10 protein-coding genes are annotated in these 15,280 nt (G+C 49.4%); 1 reads left to right on the top strand and 9 read right to left on the bottom strand.

Annotated features, from left to right (window positions below; genetic code table 11):
• Positions 1 to 31: 31 nt before the first annotated feature.
• The 4 genes from ACQ4MZ_RS02935 to ACQ4MZ_RS02950 all read right to left on the bottom strand — a co-directional run bounded on the left by ACQ4MZ_RS02935 (position 32) and on the right by ACQ4MZ_RS02950 (position 5,898).
• Positions 32 to 544 (bottom strand): LptE family protein, encoded by a 513-nt coding sequence (locus ACQ4MZ_RS02935; RefSeq protein WP_430842780.1) that lies wholly within the window; start codon positions 542 to 544, stop codon positions 32 to 34.
• Positions 534 to 1,829 carry a sigma-54 interaction domain-containing protein gene (locus tag ACQ4MZ_RS02940; protein ID WP_430842782.1) on the bottom strand — a complete coding sequence of 432 codons (1,296 nt, stop codon included), beginning with the start codon at positions 1,827 to 1,829 and terminating at the stop codon, positions 534 to 536. Before ACQ4MZ_RS02940 ends, ACQ4MZ_RS02935 begins: the two co-directional genes overlap by 11 nt.
• 75 nt (positions 1,830 to 1,904) lie before the next feature.
• On the bottom strand, positions 1,905 to 3,374 hold the full coding sequence (gene miaB, locus ACQ4MZ_RS02945; protein WP_430842784.1) for a tRNA (N6-isopentenyl adenosine(37)-C2)-methylthiotransferase MiaB: 1,470 nt from the start codon (positions 3,372 to 3,374) through the stop codon (positions 1,905 to 1,907).
• A gap of 94 nt (positions 3,375 to 3,468) precedes the next feature.
• On the bottom strand, positions 3,469 to 5,898 hold the full coding sequence (locus ACQ4MZ_RS02950; protein WP_430842786.1) for a BamA/TamA family outer membrane protein: 2,430 nt from the start codon (positions 5,896 to 5,898) through the stop codon (positions 3,469 to 3,471).
• Between the two features lie 32 nt (positions 5,899 to 5,930).
• Here ACQ4MZ_RS02950 and ACQ4MZ_RS02955 point away from each other — a divergent pair, with 32 nt between their 5' ends.
• Positions 5,931 to 6,692, top strand: a complete 762-nt coding sequence (locus tag ACQ4MZ_RS02955; RefSeq protein WP_430842788.1) for a TrmH family RNA methyltransferase — start codon at positions 5,931 to 5,933, stop codon at positions 6,690 to 6,692.
• Positions 6,693 to 6,696: 4 nt separating this feature from the next.
• Here ACQ4MZ_RS02955 and ACQ4MZ_RS02960 read toward each other — a convergent pair whose 3' ends face one another.
• The 5 genes from ACQ4MZ_RS02960 to ACQ4MZ_RS02980 form a co-directional block, all read right to left on the bottom strand.
• On the bottom strand, positions 6,697 to 7,485 hold the full coding sequence (locus ACQ4MZ_RS02960; protein WP_430842790.1) for a queuosine precursor transporter: 789 nt from the start codon (positions 7,483 to 7,485) through the stop codon (positions 6,697 to 6,699).
• 43 nt (positions 7,486 to 7,528) lie between these two features.
• Entirely contained in the window at positions 7,529 to 8,773 is a 1,245-nt protein-coding gene (locus ACQ4MZ_RS02965) for a pyridoxal phosphate-dependent aminotransferase (protein WP_430842792.1), read from the bottom strand.
• Positions 8,774 to 8,937: 164 nt separating this feature from the next.
• The gene (locus tag ACQ4MZ_RS02970) at positions 8,938 to 10,386 is read right to left on the bottom strand and encodes a SusD/RagB family nutrient-binding outer membrane lipoprotein (RefSeq protein WP_430842794.1); all 1,449 of its coding nucleotides are present in this window, start codon (positions 10,384 to 10,386) and stop codon (positions 8,938 to 8,940) included.
• 28 nt (positions 10,387 to 10,414) lie between these two features.
• Complete coding sequence (locus ACQ4MZ_RS02975; RefSeq protein ID WP_430842796.1) at positions 10,415 to 13,633, bottom strand: SusC/RagA family TonB-linked outer membrane protein; 3,219 nt, start codon at positions 13,631 to 13,633, stop codon at positions 10,415 to 10,417.
• Positions 13,634 to 13,839: 206 nt separating this feature from the next.
• Positions 13,840 to 15,276, bottom strand: coding sequence for a SusD/RagB family nutrient-binding outer membrane lipoprotein (locus ACQ4MZ_RS02980; protein WP_430842798.1), 1,437 nt, complete (start codon positions 15,274 to 15,276; stop codon positions 13,840 to 13,842).
• Positions 15,277 to 15,280: the final 4 nt, after the last annotated feature.

The raw sequence follows: 15,280 nt of genomic DNA on the forward strand, positions 1-15,280 counted from the left end.
GTTGAAATTGAAAGTTGCGGCAAGGCTTTTCCTACCAGTCGGCTGCCGATTTATTAAAGATTTGCTGCACAAGGTTTTCACGAATGGTCGGCAGTAATCGCGCTTCGTTTTGATTAAGTGTCTGATCCTGAGGGAAATCTGCGTAATACGTAAACGACTGATCAAAGTTCTTGGTCTCGTCCTTCGCGTTGGTATAACGCACTTGCACAGTCACGTTCAGCCGGTTCAGGCCTGCCTGGTCATTTGCTGTCGGTGCCGCGGGGGTCACGTCATAGCCGGTAATGGAACCTTCCAGTACCAGGTCGCCGCCGCCAGGTTGGCTTATGAGGCTGGTGTTTCTCTGGAAATATTCTTTCAAATCTTCCGTCAGTCGCTGTGGCAAATCGCTAGGTCCACCGGCGGTCCCCATGGTGAAGTTCAACACGCTGAATGTCTTGATGTCGGGAGAAAGATTGGTCCCTGTAAATGAATACACCCCACATCCAGACATGAAAACCGGGCAAATCATAAAGACCAGAGCCCATATCTTAACTTTATTCTTCAATGTCGTATTGTTTGATCTTCCTGTATAACGTACGCTCGGAAATGCCCAATGCGTTAGCTGCGTATTTTCGCTTGTTATTGTTTTTGCGAAGCGCCTTGATGATCATTTCTTTCTCCTTGTCTTCCAGAGAGAGCGATTCTTCCTCGGCGGTGACGTGCATCACGTCCTCGATCTCGTCGCGCTCGTCGGAGTAGCGGTCGAGGTCCACCGTGCGTGAAGGCGGCGGCGATAGCAGGCGGGCCGGTTCGATGGTGGGCGTGGTGATAATGGGGTCGGTATTGTTCAGGGAACTGAACAGCTCCTGATGGTCTTTCAGGATTTCACCGCCATATTTTTCATTTTCAAGCACATTTCTGACGAGCTTTTTCAGTTCCGTCATGTCACGCCGCATATCGAAAAGTACTTTGTATAGAAGTTCTCTTTCCGAAAACGATGTGCCATCATTATCGCCGGAACGCAGCGGAACCAGTGCCTTGCGGCTCGACGGCTGCACGGGGTTCAGATAGTGGTTAAGTGTTTCAATGCTGATCGGCAGCTCTTTATCGGTCTCCAGAATGGTAATCTGCTCCGCGATGTTTTTCAACTGGCGGATGTTCCCGGGGAAGGTATATTGAAGCAGAAGGTCACGTGCTTGGTTATCGAGTCTTACAGGTTTGGTACGGTATCGCTCGGAGAAGTCATTGGTAAACTTCCTGAAAAGCAACAGAATATCCTCGCCCCGGTCACGTAAAGGCGGTACGTAAATGGGGACCGTGTTCAAACGGTAATATAAATCTTCCCGGAATTTCCCATTGTTGACTGCATCGAGCAAATTGACATTGGTGGCCGCAACTACACGGACATTTGTCTTCAAAACTTTGGACGAGCCTACGCGGATGTATTCTCCGTTTTCCAAGACACGAAGTAGTCTTGCCTGTGTGCCAAGCGGCATTTCGCCTACTTCATCAAGGAAAATCGTCCCGCTGTTGGTCGTTTCAAAATATCCTTTTCTGGCATCCAATGCGCCGGTAAATGCGCCTTTTTCATGCCCGAACAGTTCTGAATCGATCGTTCCTTCGGGGATTGCGCCGCAGTTGATGGCGATAAACGGCCCATGCTTGCGTGCGCTGAGGCTATGGATGATTTTGGAAAATGATTCTTTTCCGCTGCCGCTTTCACCGGTGATCAAAACCGTGAGGTCCGTCGCTGCGACCTGCACGGCCACATTGATCGCGTGGTTCAGCCCCGACGAGTTGCCGATGATCCCAAAGCGGTTCTTTATTGCTTGTATTTCCGATGAATCCATGAAGTATCTGACGGCTTCCGGCTGCCGGAAGCCTTAGTTAAAGGTCAAAACGGTCTCAAAGAATAAGTCGGGCCATTATCCCAATACAGGCTCGGGCTGCAACACACGTCCCAGAAGGGTGGCGGCGGTGCATTCGGTGATCAGCACGTTGACATATTGGCCCTTTTCAAAGTTTTCGCGAGGGAATACCACCATTTTATTCTGGTCGTTCCGACCGCTGAGGTCGTTCTCCGATTTTTTAGAAGGACCTTCGATCAGCACGCGCTGTACGGTACCTACCAGCCGCTGGTTGCGTTCCAATGAGATAGCGCGCTGCACTTCGATGATTTCTGAAAGCCTTCTTTTCTTGACATCCTCGGGGATATCGTCCTTGAATTTTTTCGCCGCCAATGTTCCCGGTCGTTCCGAATAGGCAAACATATAGCCGAAGTCGAAGTTGGCATAAGTCAGTAGTGAAAGTGAATCCTGGTGCTCTTCTTCGGTTTCGGTGCAGAAACCTGCGATCATATCGTGCGAAATCCCGCAATCATCACCGAGAATGCGGCGGATAGCGTCAATGCGCTCCATGTACCATTCGCGGGTATAGGTGCGGTTCATCAGTTCCAGCACGCGCGTATTCCCGCTCTGCGCAGGCAGGTGAATGTATTTGCAGATGTTGTCATACTTTTTCATGGTATACAACACCTCGTCGGTAATGTCTTTCGGATGCGATGTGCTGAAACGGATGCGGAGTTCAGGGCTCACCTTGGCTACCATTTCGAGCAGGTTTGCGAAGTTGACGACCATTTCACCGGAAATTTCACCTTCAGTATTCACCTCGGGTTTCCATTTGTAGCTGTCGACATTCTGTCCGAGCAGCGTTACCTCGCGGTAGCCGTCGCGGAACAGGCCTTCTGCCTCCTTCACGATCGAGTACGGGTCACGGCTGCGCTCGCGTCCGCGTGTGAAAGGCACGACGCAGAAGCTGCACATATTGTCGCAGCCGCGCATGATCGAAATGAATGCGGTTACACCATTGGAATTCAGTCGTATAGGCGATATGTCAGCGTAAGTCTCTTCTCTCGAAAGGAATACATTGACGCCTTTCTGGCCAGTTTCTGCTTCATCCACCAGTCGGGGTAAATCGCGGTATGCATCCGGCCCGGTTACGATATCGACCATTTTTTCCTCTTCCAGGAATTTGGTTTTAAGGCGTTCGGCCATACAGCCTAATACGCCGATCAGCATGCCGGGCTTATTCTTCTTGATAAAATTGAGCTGTTTCAGGCGATTCCGCACCTTTTGTTCTGCATTGTCGCGGATGGCGCAGGTGTTGAGAAAAATCAGGTCCGCATCATTTACATCCGAAGTGGTTGCGAAACCTGCGTCACGCATGACCGAAGCCACGATTTCACTGTCCGAGAAGTTCATCTGGCAGCCGTAGCTTTCAATAAATAGTCTTTTCTTTCCTGAAAGCGGTTCGTTTTCCGAAACCCGCACTGTTTCACAGGCTTCCTTGTCCGCCTCTGTCAATATTTTTAGTGAATCTGCAATTCTATGCTCCATGAGAAGGAAATTCTTAAACGCTCAAACCACAAATATAGGAAAATTTGGAAGAAAACTGACAAACTGTCATACGTCCGCAATGGCCAGAGCTTGATCAGAACGGGTAGCCTACGCCGAGATTGATATTCAGTGAATTGGCCTCTGTGCGCCTGAAAAGGCGTTTAAATTTCAGGTCATCCAGCACGAAGCGTTCTCCGCGGTCCTGCGACGGATCATAGACTTTCACCCCGAAATCGAAGCGGAGAATGAAAAATGATAGGTCATAGCGGATCCCGAACCCGGTCCCCACTGCGATCTCACGCAGAAGTTTATCGGCTTTGAACTTCTGATCGTCGCTGGTGGCATTGCTGCCCAGCCTCCATACGTTCCCAGCGTCTATGAACAATGCATAATTGATATCACCCAGGAATTTGGCCAGAAATCCCCGCCATTCGAGGTTGCCTTCCAACAGGAACTCGCCAGGGGATTCGATCGACAAGTTATTATATGTAACCGGCTTGGCTGAACCTGGCCCGAGCCTCCTCGGCAACCACGCGCGGACGCTGTTGGAACCGCCCGCGAAGAAATATTTCTCATATGGGGGGACTTTATAATCGCCATAGCTGTAAATAGCGCCCGTATTCACCCGGGCAACAAATGCAGATTTTCTTCCGGCGGGCCAGTAACGACGATAGTCGGCATTCCAACGGATGTATTTATAAAATTGAAGACTGTCGCCAAATACGTTTTTGATCACATCGCGCTGCCGGGGCAGGAAGTTCAGCGTCGTGCCCCCCGATTCTACCGCAATCCGAAAGTAATGGGCCTTCTTTTGCGGTCCCATGAGCGTGTTCGTGTTGTAGACAAAATTGGCATTTAAATCAGATACGAATGCAGATTTGAAACTGTAAATAAGGTTGTTACCTCGGAGCTGCAACGTGTCCAGAAGAATGCGGAAGTCGTCGCGGAGATAAGTGTTGTTAATGATGTTGAGGTCTACGAGAGAGACATTTATGAGTGTCGTCCGGGTAGGCTGCCAGGAATAGTTGGTGTTAATCTTAACATTTGTACGGGTATATTCGGGCCGGTTTACATAGTTGTAACCTAATGATAGCTGGGTCCGCGGGTTGTTGTTCGCAGTTTGCCTTTTAAATAAATTCTGTGGGGTAAGCAGCCGCGGGAATGTAAGCGAGGTACTAACTGCAACTTCTTCGCTCTTATAGATCTCCTGGTTTCCGACAAAGTTCGGCACGAGTTCAATGCCTCCCCGGATGTTGGCTTCAAAGTTTTCCATGCCATTGAAAACATTCCGGATTTTGTAAGACAGGTTCGCAAAGGGCCCGGGTGTTCCTTGTAACTGAATTACATTAAGACCGAGGTCAGTAGAAATCTGGTATTTATCGAGCGGGATCGCTTTGAAATAGCTGTTAATGCCCCGTCCGGTCGAATCGAGCGTGTAATTGTAGTTGACAAACCGGAATTGGTCGGTCAGCGACAATTGTTGCTGGGTATCGCGCTCCCGTTTTTGGCTGTACCAGGTGTGCGGGCGCACCTGCATTTTGGTATCGAGCGCTTTCCGCGAGAATTTTTTGTCTGAAAACACATATTTGATCCCCTCAAACATGCTGGTATCCTTCCTGAAAATCGAATCCGGCACACCGGAAGGGGGAAGTACCTCAAAATTGACCGAACTGACCGAGTAACGCTTGTTGGCGGGTGCAGGCATATCCACTCTCACCCGCACATCCACCGATTTGAAAAGGCTATCAGTCGGCCGGTTAGTGATCGTATCGTTGACGATATAACTCACGTTTTGCCGCGAAAAGCCCATATAACCTTCGTTTCGAAGCAGCGTCTCGATGCGTATACGTTCTTCTTCGAACGCGTCGCCGTCATAGCGCTTGTGGGGTAGCAATGCGGCATTCTTCAAGTCGGCCCTGATCAGGCTGTCGGCCAGCTCATCGCTAATCTGATAATGAATATTGCGAATCATCGTCGCCCGGTTTTCGGTCACGAGGTAATTGACCCGGATTCTCTTAAAAATTGTATCGGGGTCAAAGGTCACTTTTGCATCGAAAAAGCCGTTGTTATACAGATATTTCTGCATTTTTTCGGCATTCAGTGCCACGTCAGCCTGGCTATAATACACCGGCGCTTCACCCAGTACCCGCATCCAGAAGTTGCCCTGTGTAGCTCGTATTTGTGCTTTTTCGAGTTTTTTGGCATATCTGGTGTTGATTCTTTCAAGCTTTCGAGGGGAACCTGCGTGTTCCTGGGATTCTTTCTGGTAATTTTGCGTTACCTCGATCACCCTGCGCTGCTTTTCCTCGCGGTTGTAAAACAACTCGCCAAACCGGTAAAGGCCAACGTAAGGAAATATAGGAAAGCCGAGCAACCTTCGGTTTGGTTTTTGCGGGATCAATGCATCCAGTTCCGAATCGCCGATCACGCGATTGCCCTTGATGGAGGAGTTGCCAAGCAAGTAACCTTTGGAAGTGGGTTTGGGTGCGCAGGAAAACAGTCCCGTTAGAATCAGGAAAATCAACCAGCCGTATATCGTCCTACAATTAATATTCAATGTTGTCAAAAAATCGTATCAAGTATATTAACTCGCTTAAAATCAAAAAGTACCGGCAGCTCCACGAGGCCTTTGTGATAGAAGGTGCCAAAAGTGTACTGGAATTACTGGATTCCGACTTTGAGATCGAGTTTGTACTGGTAACACAGGAATTTCAGCAAAAATACTCAAGTATTTTAACCCGCCATAACGTAATCCTCGAAACGGTTACTGCGCAGGAACTGGAAGGGCTGGGATCGTTTCAAACCAACGATTCGTGCCTTGCTGTGGCTAAAACGAAGGAAAATTCATTCTTGTCTCCCGCGCGGGGAGAATATATGCTCGTGCTCGACGACGTGCGCGATCCGGGCAACCTGGGCACCATAATCCGCGTCGCCGACTGGTACGGCATTACCAAGGTCGTCTGCTCGCGCGATACGACCGATGTCTACAATCCCAAAGTGATTGCCGCAGCCAAAGGATCGTTTACACGCGTAAAGCTCTATTACACCGATCTGACCCAGTATTTTGAAAAGGTGAAAGATGTAAGACAGCAGGTCATCGGCGCATTTCTCGGAGGAAGTTCGCTGTATGATTTTGAATATCCCGCCAACGGAGGAATCATTGTCATGGGCAATGAATCCAATGGAATTAGTGAGCAGGTCGAGCGATTCGTGACCAACAAGATCATGATACCGCGCTTCGGAGAGGCCGAGTCATTGAATGTCGGTATCGCAACTGCCGTAATGCTGGACAATATGAGGAGACAGGTACCGCTTTAAGCCGTTACTCGTGCGCGGCGTGATGCGAAAGTTCTTCCGCATACTCCTTGCCAAGATAATTGTCAATAAAATAATGCGCTATGTACAAAAGCGGCGTCAATAGGATTGCCACCATGCCTTTGTAAAGGTAGTTGATGGTGCCTACGGAAAAGACGAGTTTCAAATCCCAGTTCCCAAAAACATAAAACGCAATCCCAATCACGACGAAGCTGTCGATTAGCTGTGAGAACATGGTAGAGCCGGTGGCGCGTAGCCAGATGAAACGGCCGCCGGTTTTGCGGCGGAGCCAGGAGAATACGAGGATATCAAGCAACTGCCCCAATAAAAAGGCTGTGATCGAGCCGATCATGATGCCCAGGCCCTGGTTGAAAATTTTAGAGAATGCGTCGTTGATATTGAATGTGTTGCCGTGGCTGTCGGTGTTGTTGAGGTCTAGCCAGAACTGAGCTGGCGGCACCTTGGTCGCCACGTAAATAATCAGGAACGTGTAGACGATCAGCGCGGAGGTGACATAAGAGATTCTTTTGACGCCTTTTCGACCGAAATACTCGTTGATAATATCAGACGTGATGAAGACGATTGGCCAGCTGATCACTCCCGCCGTCATGTTGAAATCCAGCTTCTGACCGCCGATCGGCAACTGAGCCGGGGCAATGCCTAAAAGTGTCTCCACTGAAAATATTTTACCGCCGATGATTTCCGCAATGAGCGCGTTGGTGAGAAAGATACCGCAAAGGAGGAGGAATAACCGTTGGCGTTTGGCCTCCTGAATGGTTCTGTCGGATAAGGTCATCGGGCGATATATACTATCAGTGGAGGTTCGGGTTAATAATTACTTATGCGATAATGTCTTCAACGGTACGCGTCGACATTACGCGGCGGTTGGTCAGGAAAAATTCCAGCTTGTCCATTGCCTGGTTCAGCTCGTCGATGGTCGGCAGGAATACAATGCGGAAATGCGGATCGAGGTGATAGTTGAAACCCGTACCAGCCACTACCAGCACTTTCTGGTCGGAAAGCAGCTCGTACACGAACTGGTCGTCCGTCTTGAAACCGAATTTTTTCAGGTCGATTTTAGGGAAAACGTACAATGAACCTTTGGGTTTCACGCAAGTAATACCCGGAATAGAAGTCAGTCTGTCGTAGACGAGATTCATTTGCTTGTACAACCGGCCCGTCGGTACCACGTGTTCCTTGATACTCTGGTAACCGCCCAATGCCGTCTGGATCGCGTATTGCGTGGGTACATTCGCGCACAGGCGCATGCTTGCGAGGAGTAGCAGGCCTTCCGCGTAAGATTTGGCTTTTTGCTTAGCGCCGCTGAGGATCATCCACCCACCGCGGAAGCCAGCCGAGCGGTAGTTTTTCGACAAACCGCCGTAAGACACACAAAGCGTATCGTTTACAAACGAGCCCATCGGATGGTGCACCGCTCCGTCGTAAAGGATCTTATCGTAAATCTCATCGGAGAAAACGATCAGACCGTGCTCTTCCGCAATCCGTGCGATGCGTGCGAGCACTTCCTTGTCATAAACAGCACCCGTCGGATTGTTGGGGTTGATGATCACAATACCTTTGGTACGTGAAGTGATTTTCTTTTCCAAATCGTCCAGATCCGGGTTCCAATCGGCTTCTTCATCACATATATAATGTACCGGTGTGCCACCGCTGAGCGAGATCGCGGCCGTCCACAATGGATAATCCGGAGAAGGGACCAATATTTCGTCGCCAGGATTGAGTAATGCCTGCATCGAAAGCAGGATCAGTTCGCTGACACCATTTCCGATGAAAATGTCGTTGATTTCAACATCTTGAATACCAATTGTCTGCGTATAATGCATGATCGCCTTACGCGCCGCGAACAAGCCACGAGAATCCGAATAGCCTTGCGCATTGCGGATGTTCATGATAATGTCGTGGACGATCTCGTCGGGCGAATCGAAACCGAACGGTGCGGGGTTACCGATGTTCAGGTTATGGATTTTGTAGCCCTGACTTTCAAGCTCTAACGCTTTTTGGTAGGTAGCACCGCGGATCTCGTATTTCAGATGATTCAGGCGGTCGCTTTTTAGAAATTCCATTTTTTCAAGAGTTGGATAACCCTCAAAGTTAAAGAAAATCAAATGACGCAATGCTACAATGGCACTGTTTTGAAGACTTTGTGTGGATTTTTTGCTAAAAAAGTTCAGCCACGTGAAGCACGTGGCTGAAAATGTACTATTGGGAAACTTGTAATTTATCTTGGTCAAGGTTTGTCCCACCATACTCTTGTGTAGTGGTCGTCTTTGCCCTGGCTGCTTATAACGGCCTGGTAATTATCGTGATTGAGCGTGTTTTCAGTTACAGGATAAGCAAGCCGACGAGGGATTTCGGTACCGCCATTAAGGGTGCTTGCGGCTGGTTTCAGTACGGGAAACCCTGTTCGCCGCCACTCCGACCAAGCCTCGGTGCCTTGAAAAAAGAGCGCGATCCACCGCTGCGTGCTGATGCGTTCGATAGCCATGTTGGCTGAATACGCCACGTCAGGCTGCGCGAGGTAGGTTTTAAAAGCACTTTCAGTGTAGTTAGTGCCCATCCATTGCTGTAACGAAGCCTCAACGGCTGATTCATAGAGTGCTTTCGCGTTCCCGTTGGTCCAGCCCAATGCAGCAGCCTCGGCTTGCGCGAAAAGCATTTGTGCGTAAGTAATGATGTTTACCGCCGAATTTTGCTGTGAAAGCGCGGGGCCAATTAATGACAAATCTTGTGCCTTCGCCCCTCCGATAGCATAGGGGACACCGACGTATTCACCAGAGATGTTTTTGGCAGCCAGATAGGGAAGCCTGGGGTCTGCTGTTTTCTTTAAATAGTTGACAAGCACGTCACTGAGCGCATAGTCCTTTCTATTACTCACCACATAGTTGGTGTAAATAGGATTTTCATTGGTCGATTCTGCGAGAAATTTGTATTGAACATTGTCGGCCGCGGAGCTAATAACTCCGTCGTCCAATGCTGCCTGAAACTCCTTTTTACCTAAATCCGGCTTGACCTTCGAAAGTCGCAATGCGGCGATAAGGCGGAGTGAATTGGCGAACTTCTTCCACTTGGAGGTATTCCCGCCCAAAAGAATATCACCCTGAACTGCTTTACCTTCGTCGAATTGCGCGGCGGCCTCTTTCCATTCCTTGAACAGGTCTGTGTAGATGGCTTCCTGTTTATCGAATGCTGGTGTGAAATCCGCATCGCCTTTTAATGCCTCTGAATAAGGAATATCGCCCCACCGGTCGGTGATCCATTGGAAAAAGTAGGCTTTAAGGATTCGTGCAATCGCGATTTGATTGGCATTGGAGCCAAATGTGGATGCATTAACCCTGGTTTTTTCATCGGTATTAAGCTCGATGATATGTTGCAGGTTAATCAGTGGACCGGCGTACCAGCCATTGTAATTGAAATTGATCGTCTTGTATTTCGAATCCTCAATGTAAATCACATCTCCGAATTGCTGCACATACATCGCGGGGACGATGTTCGCCCCGCCCGGGCCAACTTGTGCATTGATAGTGCCCACATTGCGCAGCGCGCCTGTGAGCAGGCCCGCTGTGCTCGGCGTGGACGGATTGTTAGGGTTAACATTGATATCTCCAAAGTCGCTGCATCCCGGTGCTATTGTAAGCAGGAGGAGTGCCAGGACAGCTGATTGCCAGTATTTTTTCATGATGATGCGAATTGAGGTGGATGTGTATCTAAAAACCGACTTTAAGCGTCGCGCCTATGGATCTTACAGGAGGTAATTGTCCGCCTTCATACCAAAGCGTTTCAGTTTCTGAAATGTCGATCCCGCCGCCGATGGCGCTGTAAATGAGCAGTAAGTTGCGTCCGATCAGCGATACACTTGCGGACTTAAGATATTTACCCAAATATCTTTTTGGGATTTTGTAGCCCAGCGATACCTCCCGGAGTTTTACGTAGGTTTTGTCGTAAATCCATTGCTCGTTGAGCGCAAAAAGCCAGTTTTCGTACAGGTTTTGAGTGTCTACGCGGTACGTGTTTGGTTGGCCATCTTCTGTAACTGCATCCAGCAGCACGCCACCACCTTTATCGGGATCATCGCGTTTTGGGTTACCTAACTCATTATTGCCGGCAGTTTCCGCTGCCAGGCCCGATCCTGCATTGAACATTCGGGTTACGGAGAAGAACTTTCCGCCTACGACGAAATCCGTGCTGGCCTGCAATGTCAAGCCTTTGTATTGAAATGCATTGATCATTCCGCCTTTGAACTTGGGTAGTACATTGCCGAGATTGACATTATTCTCTTTTATATACAAACCCGCTTTTCCCGCTTTGATATTTTCAGGGGTAGGAGCGTAGACAATCTTCCTGCCATTTGCATCCTTTTTAATACCCACGCCTTCTAACATTCCCCAATCCTCTTTCACGCGTGCATTAAGCGTAAGTGCTCGCCATTGCGGGCCATCAATACGGTAATTGTTACTTTGTTCTGTCAGCTCGACCACCTTGGACTGGTTGCGGTCGGCATTGATGTCCAGCTCCCAGGTGAATGCCTCGGTCTTAACCGGCTGGGCTGAGAGGTGGAGTTCAAGCCCTTTGGTAGTAATTAAGCCCGCATTGACGACGGCGTTGTTGTAACCGCTTGTAGATGCTACCGCTAATGGTATGATCTGGTTACTGTTGTTGTTCTTGTACGCCGTGAATTCGAACCCGATACGGTTTCCGAAAAATTGAAGATCGATTCCGCCTTCATAGGAGGATGACATACCAGGTTTCAGAACTGAATTAGGCAGCGTGTTGGGGAGTGTCATTACGGGGCTAGTGCCATACGGGACGCCTACACTATAACTCAGGGCCGTTTGGTAAGCTCCAAGGTCTGTGCCAACTTGTGCATAGCCGGCTCTCAGTTTGCCGAATGATAATATCCCATTGTTTGGAATAAATTCAGAAAATACCAGACTTGTGGAGACGGACGGGTACAGGTAGGAGTTGTTGGATGGTGGGAGTGTAGAGGACCAATCGTTTCGTATCGAACCTTCGATAAACAGAAAATCTCCATATCCGAGACTAGCGTTAGCGAACAAGCTGTTTGTCTTTCTTTCGAACAAGTAGTTTGCCGTTACCGGCCTATCTTTTGATGCGGCTATATTGTAGTAGCCAGGTGTAGTAAGCCCCCCGGCGGTACCTTGGAGTGTCCCTTCGGTGCGGTTGTAGCGTATGTTACCACCGGCATTCACAAGTATCGATATCTTGTGGATTTCCTTGTTGAAGCTCGCAATGCTCTCATAATTGTTTTCGAGGATTGCTCCGCTCAGGTAAGCATATGCGCCCAATCCCCCGGCGTTTAAAGTTCCGGACGCGACACGCCCGTCCATGAAGTAGGTCCCGTAATCGCGGCGGAATTTGCCGGTGATTTTCAAATAGTCGGTAACCTGATAAATGAGCCCTGCGTCACCGAAAATGCGCTGCTGACGGTTGACGTTGGTGTTCTCGTATACCTGTGTGTAGGGGCTATCCCAATATTTTGGCCGTGCATCCGTAGGGCTTCCAATGTTCCAGCTTCGGAAAGTACCATCGGGGTTTTTGTAGTTTTTCAGGTCCTTGATATCCAACTGTCGCTGAAACCATTGGTTAAATGAGCCGGTGGTCTGGTTGTAGCCGTTCAATGTGGAATTACTGGTATTGAAAAGGTTCGTTCCCGGGCCGGTACCACCCGAGCTGCCATAGCGGTCGGCGGGCGTATTGTCTGTTTTAGTCCCCGTGTAACTTACATTCAGTTCTGCCGTAAGCCTTTTGGCAAAGGTGACGGCCGTTTTTGCGCTGATGTAGTCGCGGATCTGCCGGCTGTTCGGGACGATGCCGTTATTGACAATATGTGTGTAGGAAATACGGGAAGAGTAGCCGTCACCTGCTTTGGAAAACGCGATATTTGAATTGTAGCTCAAAGGCTTTTCGAAGAAATCACGGACATTGTTCGGGTGCGCGACGTAGGGCGTTTCTTTTCCAAAACCTTCTCCCGGTTGCCATGAGAATGCCGAACGGTGCATGGACCCATCCAGTTTCGGTCCCCAGCTTTCATCTGCCGAATAATCCAGAATACGCTGGCCCTCGTACGAAGCCCAAGCGGCCGGATGTATTTTAGGATCAAATTTGAACGTTTCCCATTCCTGGGAGTAACCACCGCCGTATTCATTCTGATATTTGGGTAGTAGCGATACCTGATCGACGGTCATACTATGATTGAGGGTCAAAGAAGTTTCACCTGACTTTCCTCTTTTAGTAGTGACTACCACCACGCCTGCGGACGCGCGATTGCCATATAGTGCTGTGGCAGAGGGACCTTTCAAAACAGTTAGCGACTCCACATCATCCATGTTTACCATGCTGATATCTGTCGGCGTTCCGTCTACCACATAAAGCGGGTCGCTGCCGGTCAGTGAGTTGATCCCCCGGATTCGAATGCTGGGTGTACCAAATTTAGCCGCCGACTGGCCCAGCACCTGCACACCGGCAATTTTACCGGCGAGTGCATTGCCAATATTCGGGTCACGGGCGAGCGTGAGTTTGTCGGCCTTGATTTCCTGTACGGCATAACCTAGCGCTTTCTTTTCGCGGGCAATGCCGAGTGAGGTGACGACTATTTCCTGAAGTTGTGTTTCATCGTTGGTCAGGATAATATCCAGCCTTGTCTGGTTTCCGACTGGCGCTTCCTTGTTTTTGAAACCGATAAAACTGAATACGAGGATAGAGCCCGGTTCGGCCGCGATAACGTATTGGCCTTTGTCATCCGTGATAGTGCCTTTTGTCGTATTCTTCAACGATATATTGACACCGGGTAGCGCTGATCCGTCTTCGGCTGTAACCTTGCCGGTCAGTTCGTGCGTTTGCGCATGGGCTGTGGTAAGAAAGAGCACGAGTATACCGGCTCCGATCATGAGTAGCAGTGATTTCATCAAAGTCAGGTTTGTAGGTGGAAGGGCTTTCGAAAAACCTTATGACTCTGAATTTACAATGATCAAAAGCGCATTTCGGGAATGCATCCAGCGTCCGGCGGGGTTGGGTTTTTAATCGGTATACTATCTTCGAACGGATTGTGATTATCACAAAAAAAAGAGAGGCGGACCGAAGCCCGCCTCTCTGCATATCCTTGGTTTGGATATCAGAATTTATCCCACCACAATTTGGTCGAAGCGAGGTCGCCACCGATCGCGCTTGCCGCTGCTTCGCGGTTCGCACCGTTGAGGGTTTGCTCTACGATTGGGTATATCATACGTACTGGGATTGCCAGACCAGCCGGTACGTTTCCGCCTGACGGAGGGGATAGTTTAGGGTAATCAAGTCTTCTCCACTCAACCCACGATTCCCAGCCTCTGTTATAAAGGGCAATCCATTTCTGGAAGCCGATTTTTTCTTTCCAGGTCGGAGCAGCTGTGGCGTAGGCAACTTTGGGTTGTGCCAGGTATGCCGCAGCTTCCGCCGCAGTACCGCCCCAGTAGGTAATCGACGCTGTAACAGCCTTGTTATAGTGGTCCGCAGCTGAACCGGTAATGAAACCTCTTTCAACAGCTTCCGCAAGCAGGAACTCCACTTCCGAGTAGTCTAGCAACAGACCTTCAAAGGCAGGATCGATGATCTTGTCACTCACGTGTGAGAAGGCAGAATAGGTATTCAAAAAACCGTATTGTCCACCTACGTATTTATCGTTGATGGTTGTGAAGAAGAAAGGCCTTCTTGGATCATTCAACTCGTTCATTGGGGTCACGATGGTTGCCGAAGGTATGAAATCCTGACGGCTCGTGTAAAGCGAGTTCATGTTCTGGGCGATCGGGTTATAGTTCGGCGGTGTCGAAATATAAGGGAAAGCCGCCTTGTCAGCATTGCTGGTAAATACTTTCGGCGCTGCTTCGGCTACCATTTTTTTCGCTTTGTCAGGGTCGCTGTCAGCGATGATCATCGCCAATTTCAGTTTCAGTGAGTTACCGAATTTCACCCATTGCGGGATATTCCCTTTGTAAAGCAGGTCGCCGCCGCTGAAGGGTGTTCCTTTCGACTCCAGTTTTGGCAGGGCTGCATCCAGTCGAACCAGGAGTGCGTCGTATATTGTCTTCGCATCATCGTACTTAGGCAGCGGGTTTTCCGGGTTCATCGCCTCGGAATAAGGGATGTTACCGAAAGTGTTCACTAATGCAGCCCAGGTCATGATTTCTACAATTTCGATCTGTGCAAGCTGCACGTCCTTGGTAGCCTGTGCCAGAAGGGCGTCCGCGTTGATGAGTCTTCTCGATTCATTCAAATCGGAGATAACGCCTTTGTACAATCCACGCCAGAATGATTCCGGGATGATACGTGCCGTAACGTTGTAACGTGGCTCGTCCAGGTAAGTGGTCGTTGTCCAGTGTTGAACGTACAGGCGGTAGTTATTTACATTGACGTTCGGGCTGGTGAGTGTATCGGCCAGGCCTTTCAATGCATTCGAGAAGAAGGTAACGGGCGGTGCCGTAGACGGACGCTTGGTGTCCACATTATAGTCGTCCAGGCTGTCGACACATGCCGTCAACATCAGGAACGGGAGGAAAAGAATGATTAATTTTTTCATATCG

It is taken from the genome of Dyadobacter sp. BHUBP1, assembly GCF_050587785.1.
Taxonomy (GTDB): domain Bacteria; phylum Bacteroidota; class Bacteroidia; order Cytophagales; family Spirosomataceae; genus Dyadobacter.

Bases quoted from the DNA above. Each gene is read 5' to 3' on its own strand.
- ACQ4MZ_RS02940 (WP_430842782.1), bottom strand. From the start codon at position 1,829: ATGGATTCATCGGAAATACAAGCAATAAAGAACCGCTTTGGGATCATC.
- ACQ4MZ_RS02975 (WP_430842796.1), bottom strand. From the start codon at position 13,633: ATGAAATCACTGCTACTCATGATCGGAGCCGGTATACTCGTGCTCTTT.
- ACQ4MZ_RS02960 (WP_430842790.1), bottom strand. From the start codon at position 7,485: ATGACCTTATCCGACAGAACCATTCAGGAGGCCAAACGCCAACGGTTA.
- miaB (WP_430842784.1), bottom strand. From the start codon at position 3,374: ATGGAGCATAGAATTGCAGATTCACTAAAAATATTGACAGAGGCGGAC.
- ACQ4MZ_RS02955 (WP_430842788.1), top strand. From the start codon at position 5,931: ATGTTGTCAAAAAATCGTATCAAGTATATTAACTCGCTTAAAATCAAA.
- ACQ4MZ_RS02965 (WP_430842792.1), bottom strand. From the start codon at position 8,773: ATGGAATTTCTAAAAAGCGACCGCCTGAATCATCTGAAATACGAGATC.
- ACQ4MZ_RS02970 (WP_430842794.1), bottom strand. From the start codon at position 10,386: ATGAAAAAATACTGGCAATCAGCTGTCCTGGCACTCCTCCTGCTTACA.
- ACQ4MZ_RS02980 (WP_430842798.1), bottom strand. From the start codon at position 15,276: ATGAAAAAATTAATCATTCTTTTCCTCCCGTTCCTGATGTTGACGGCA.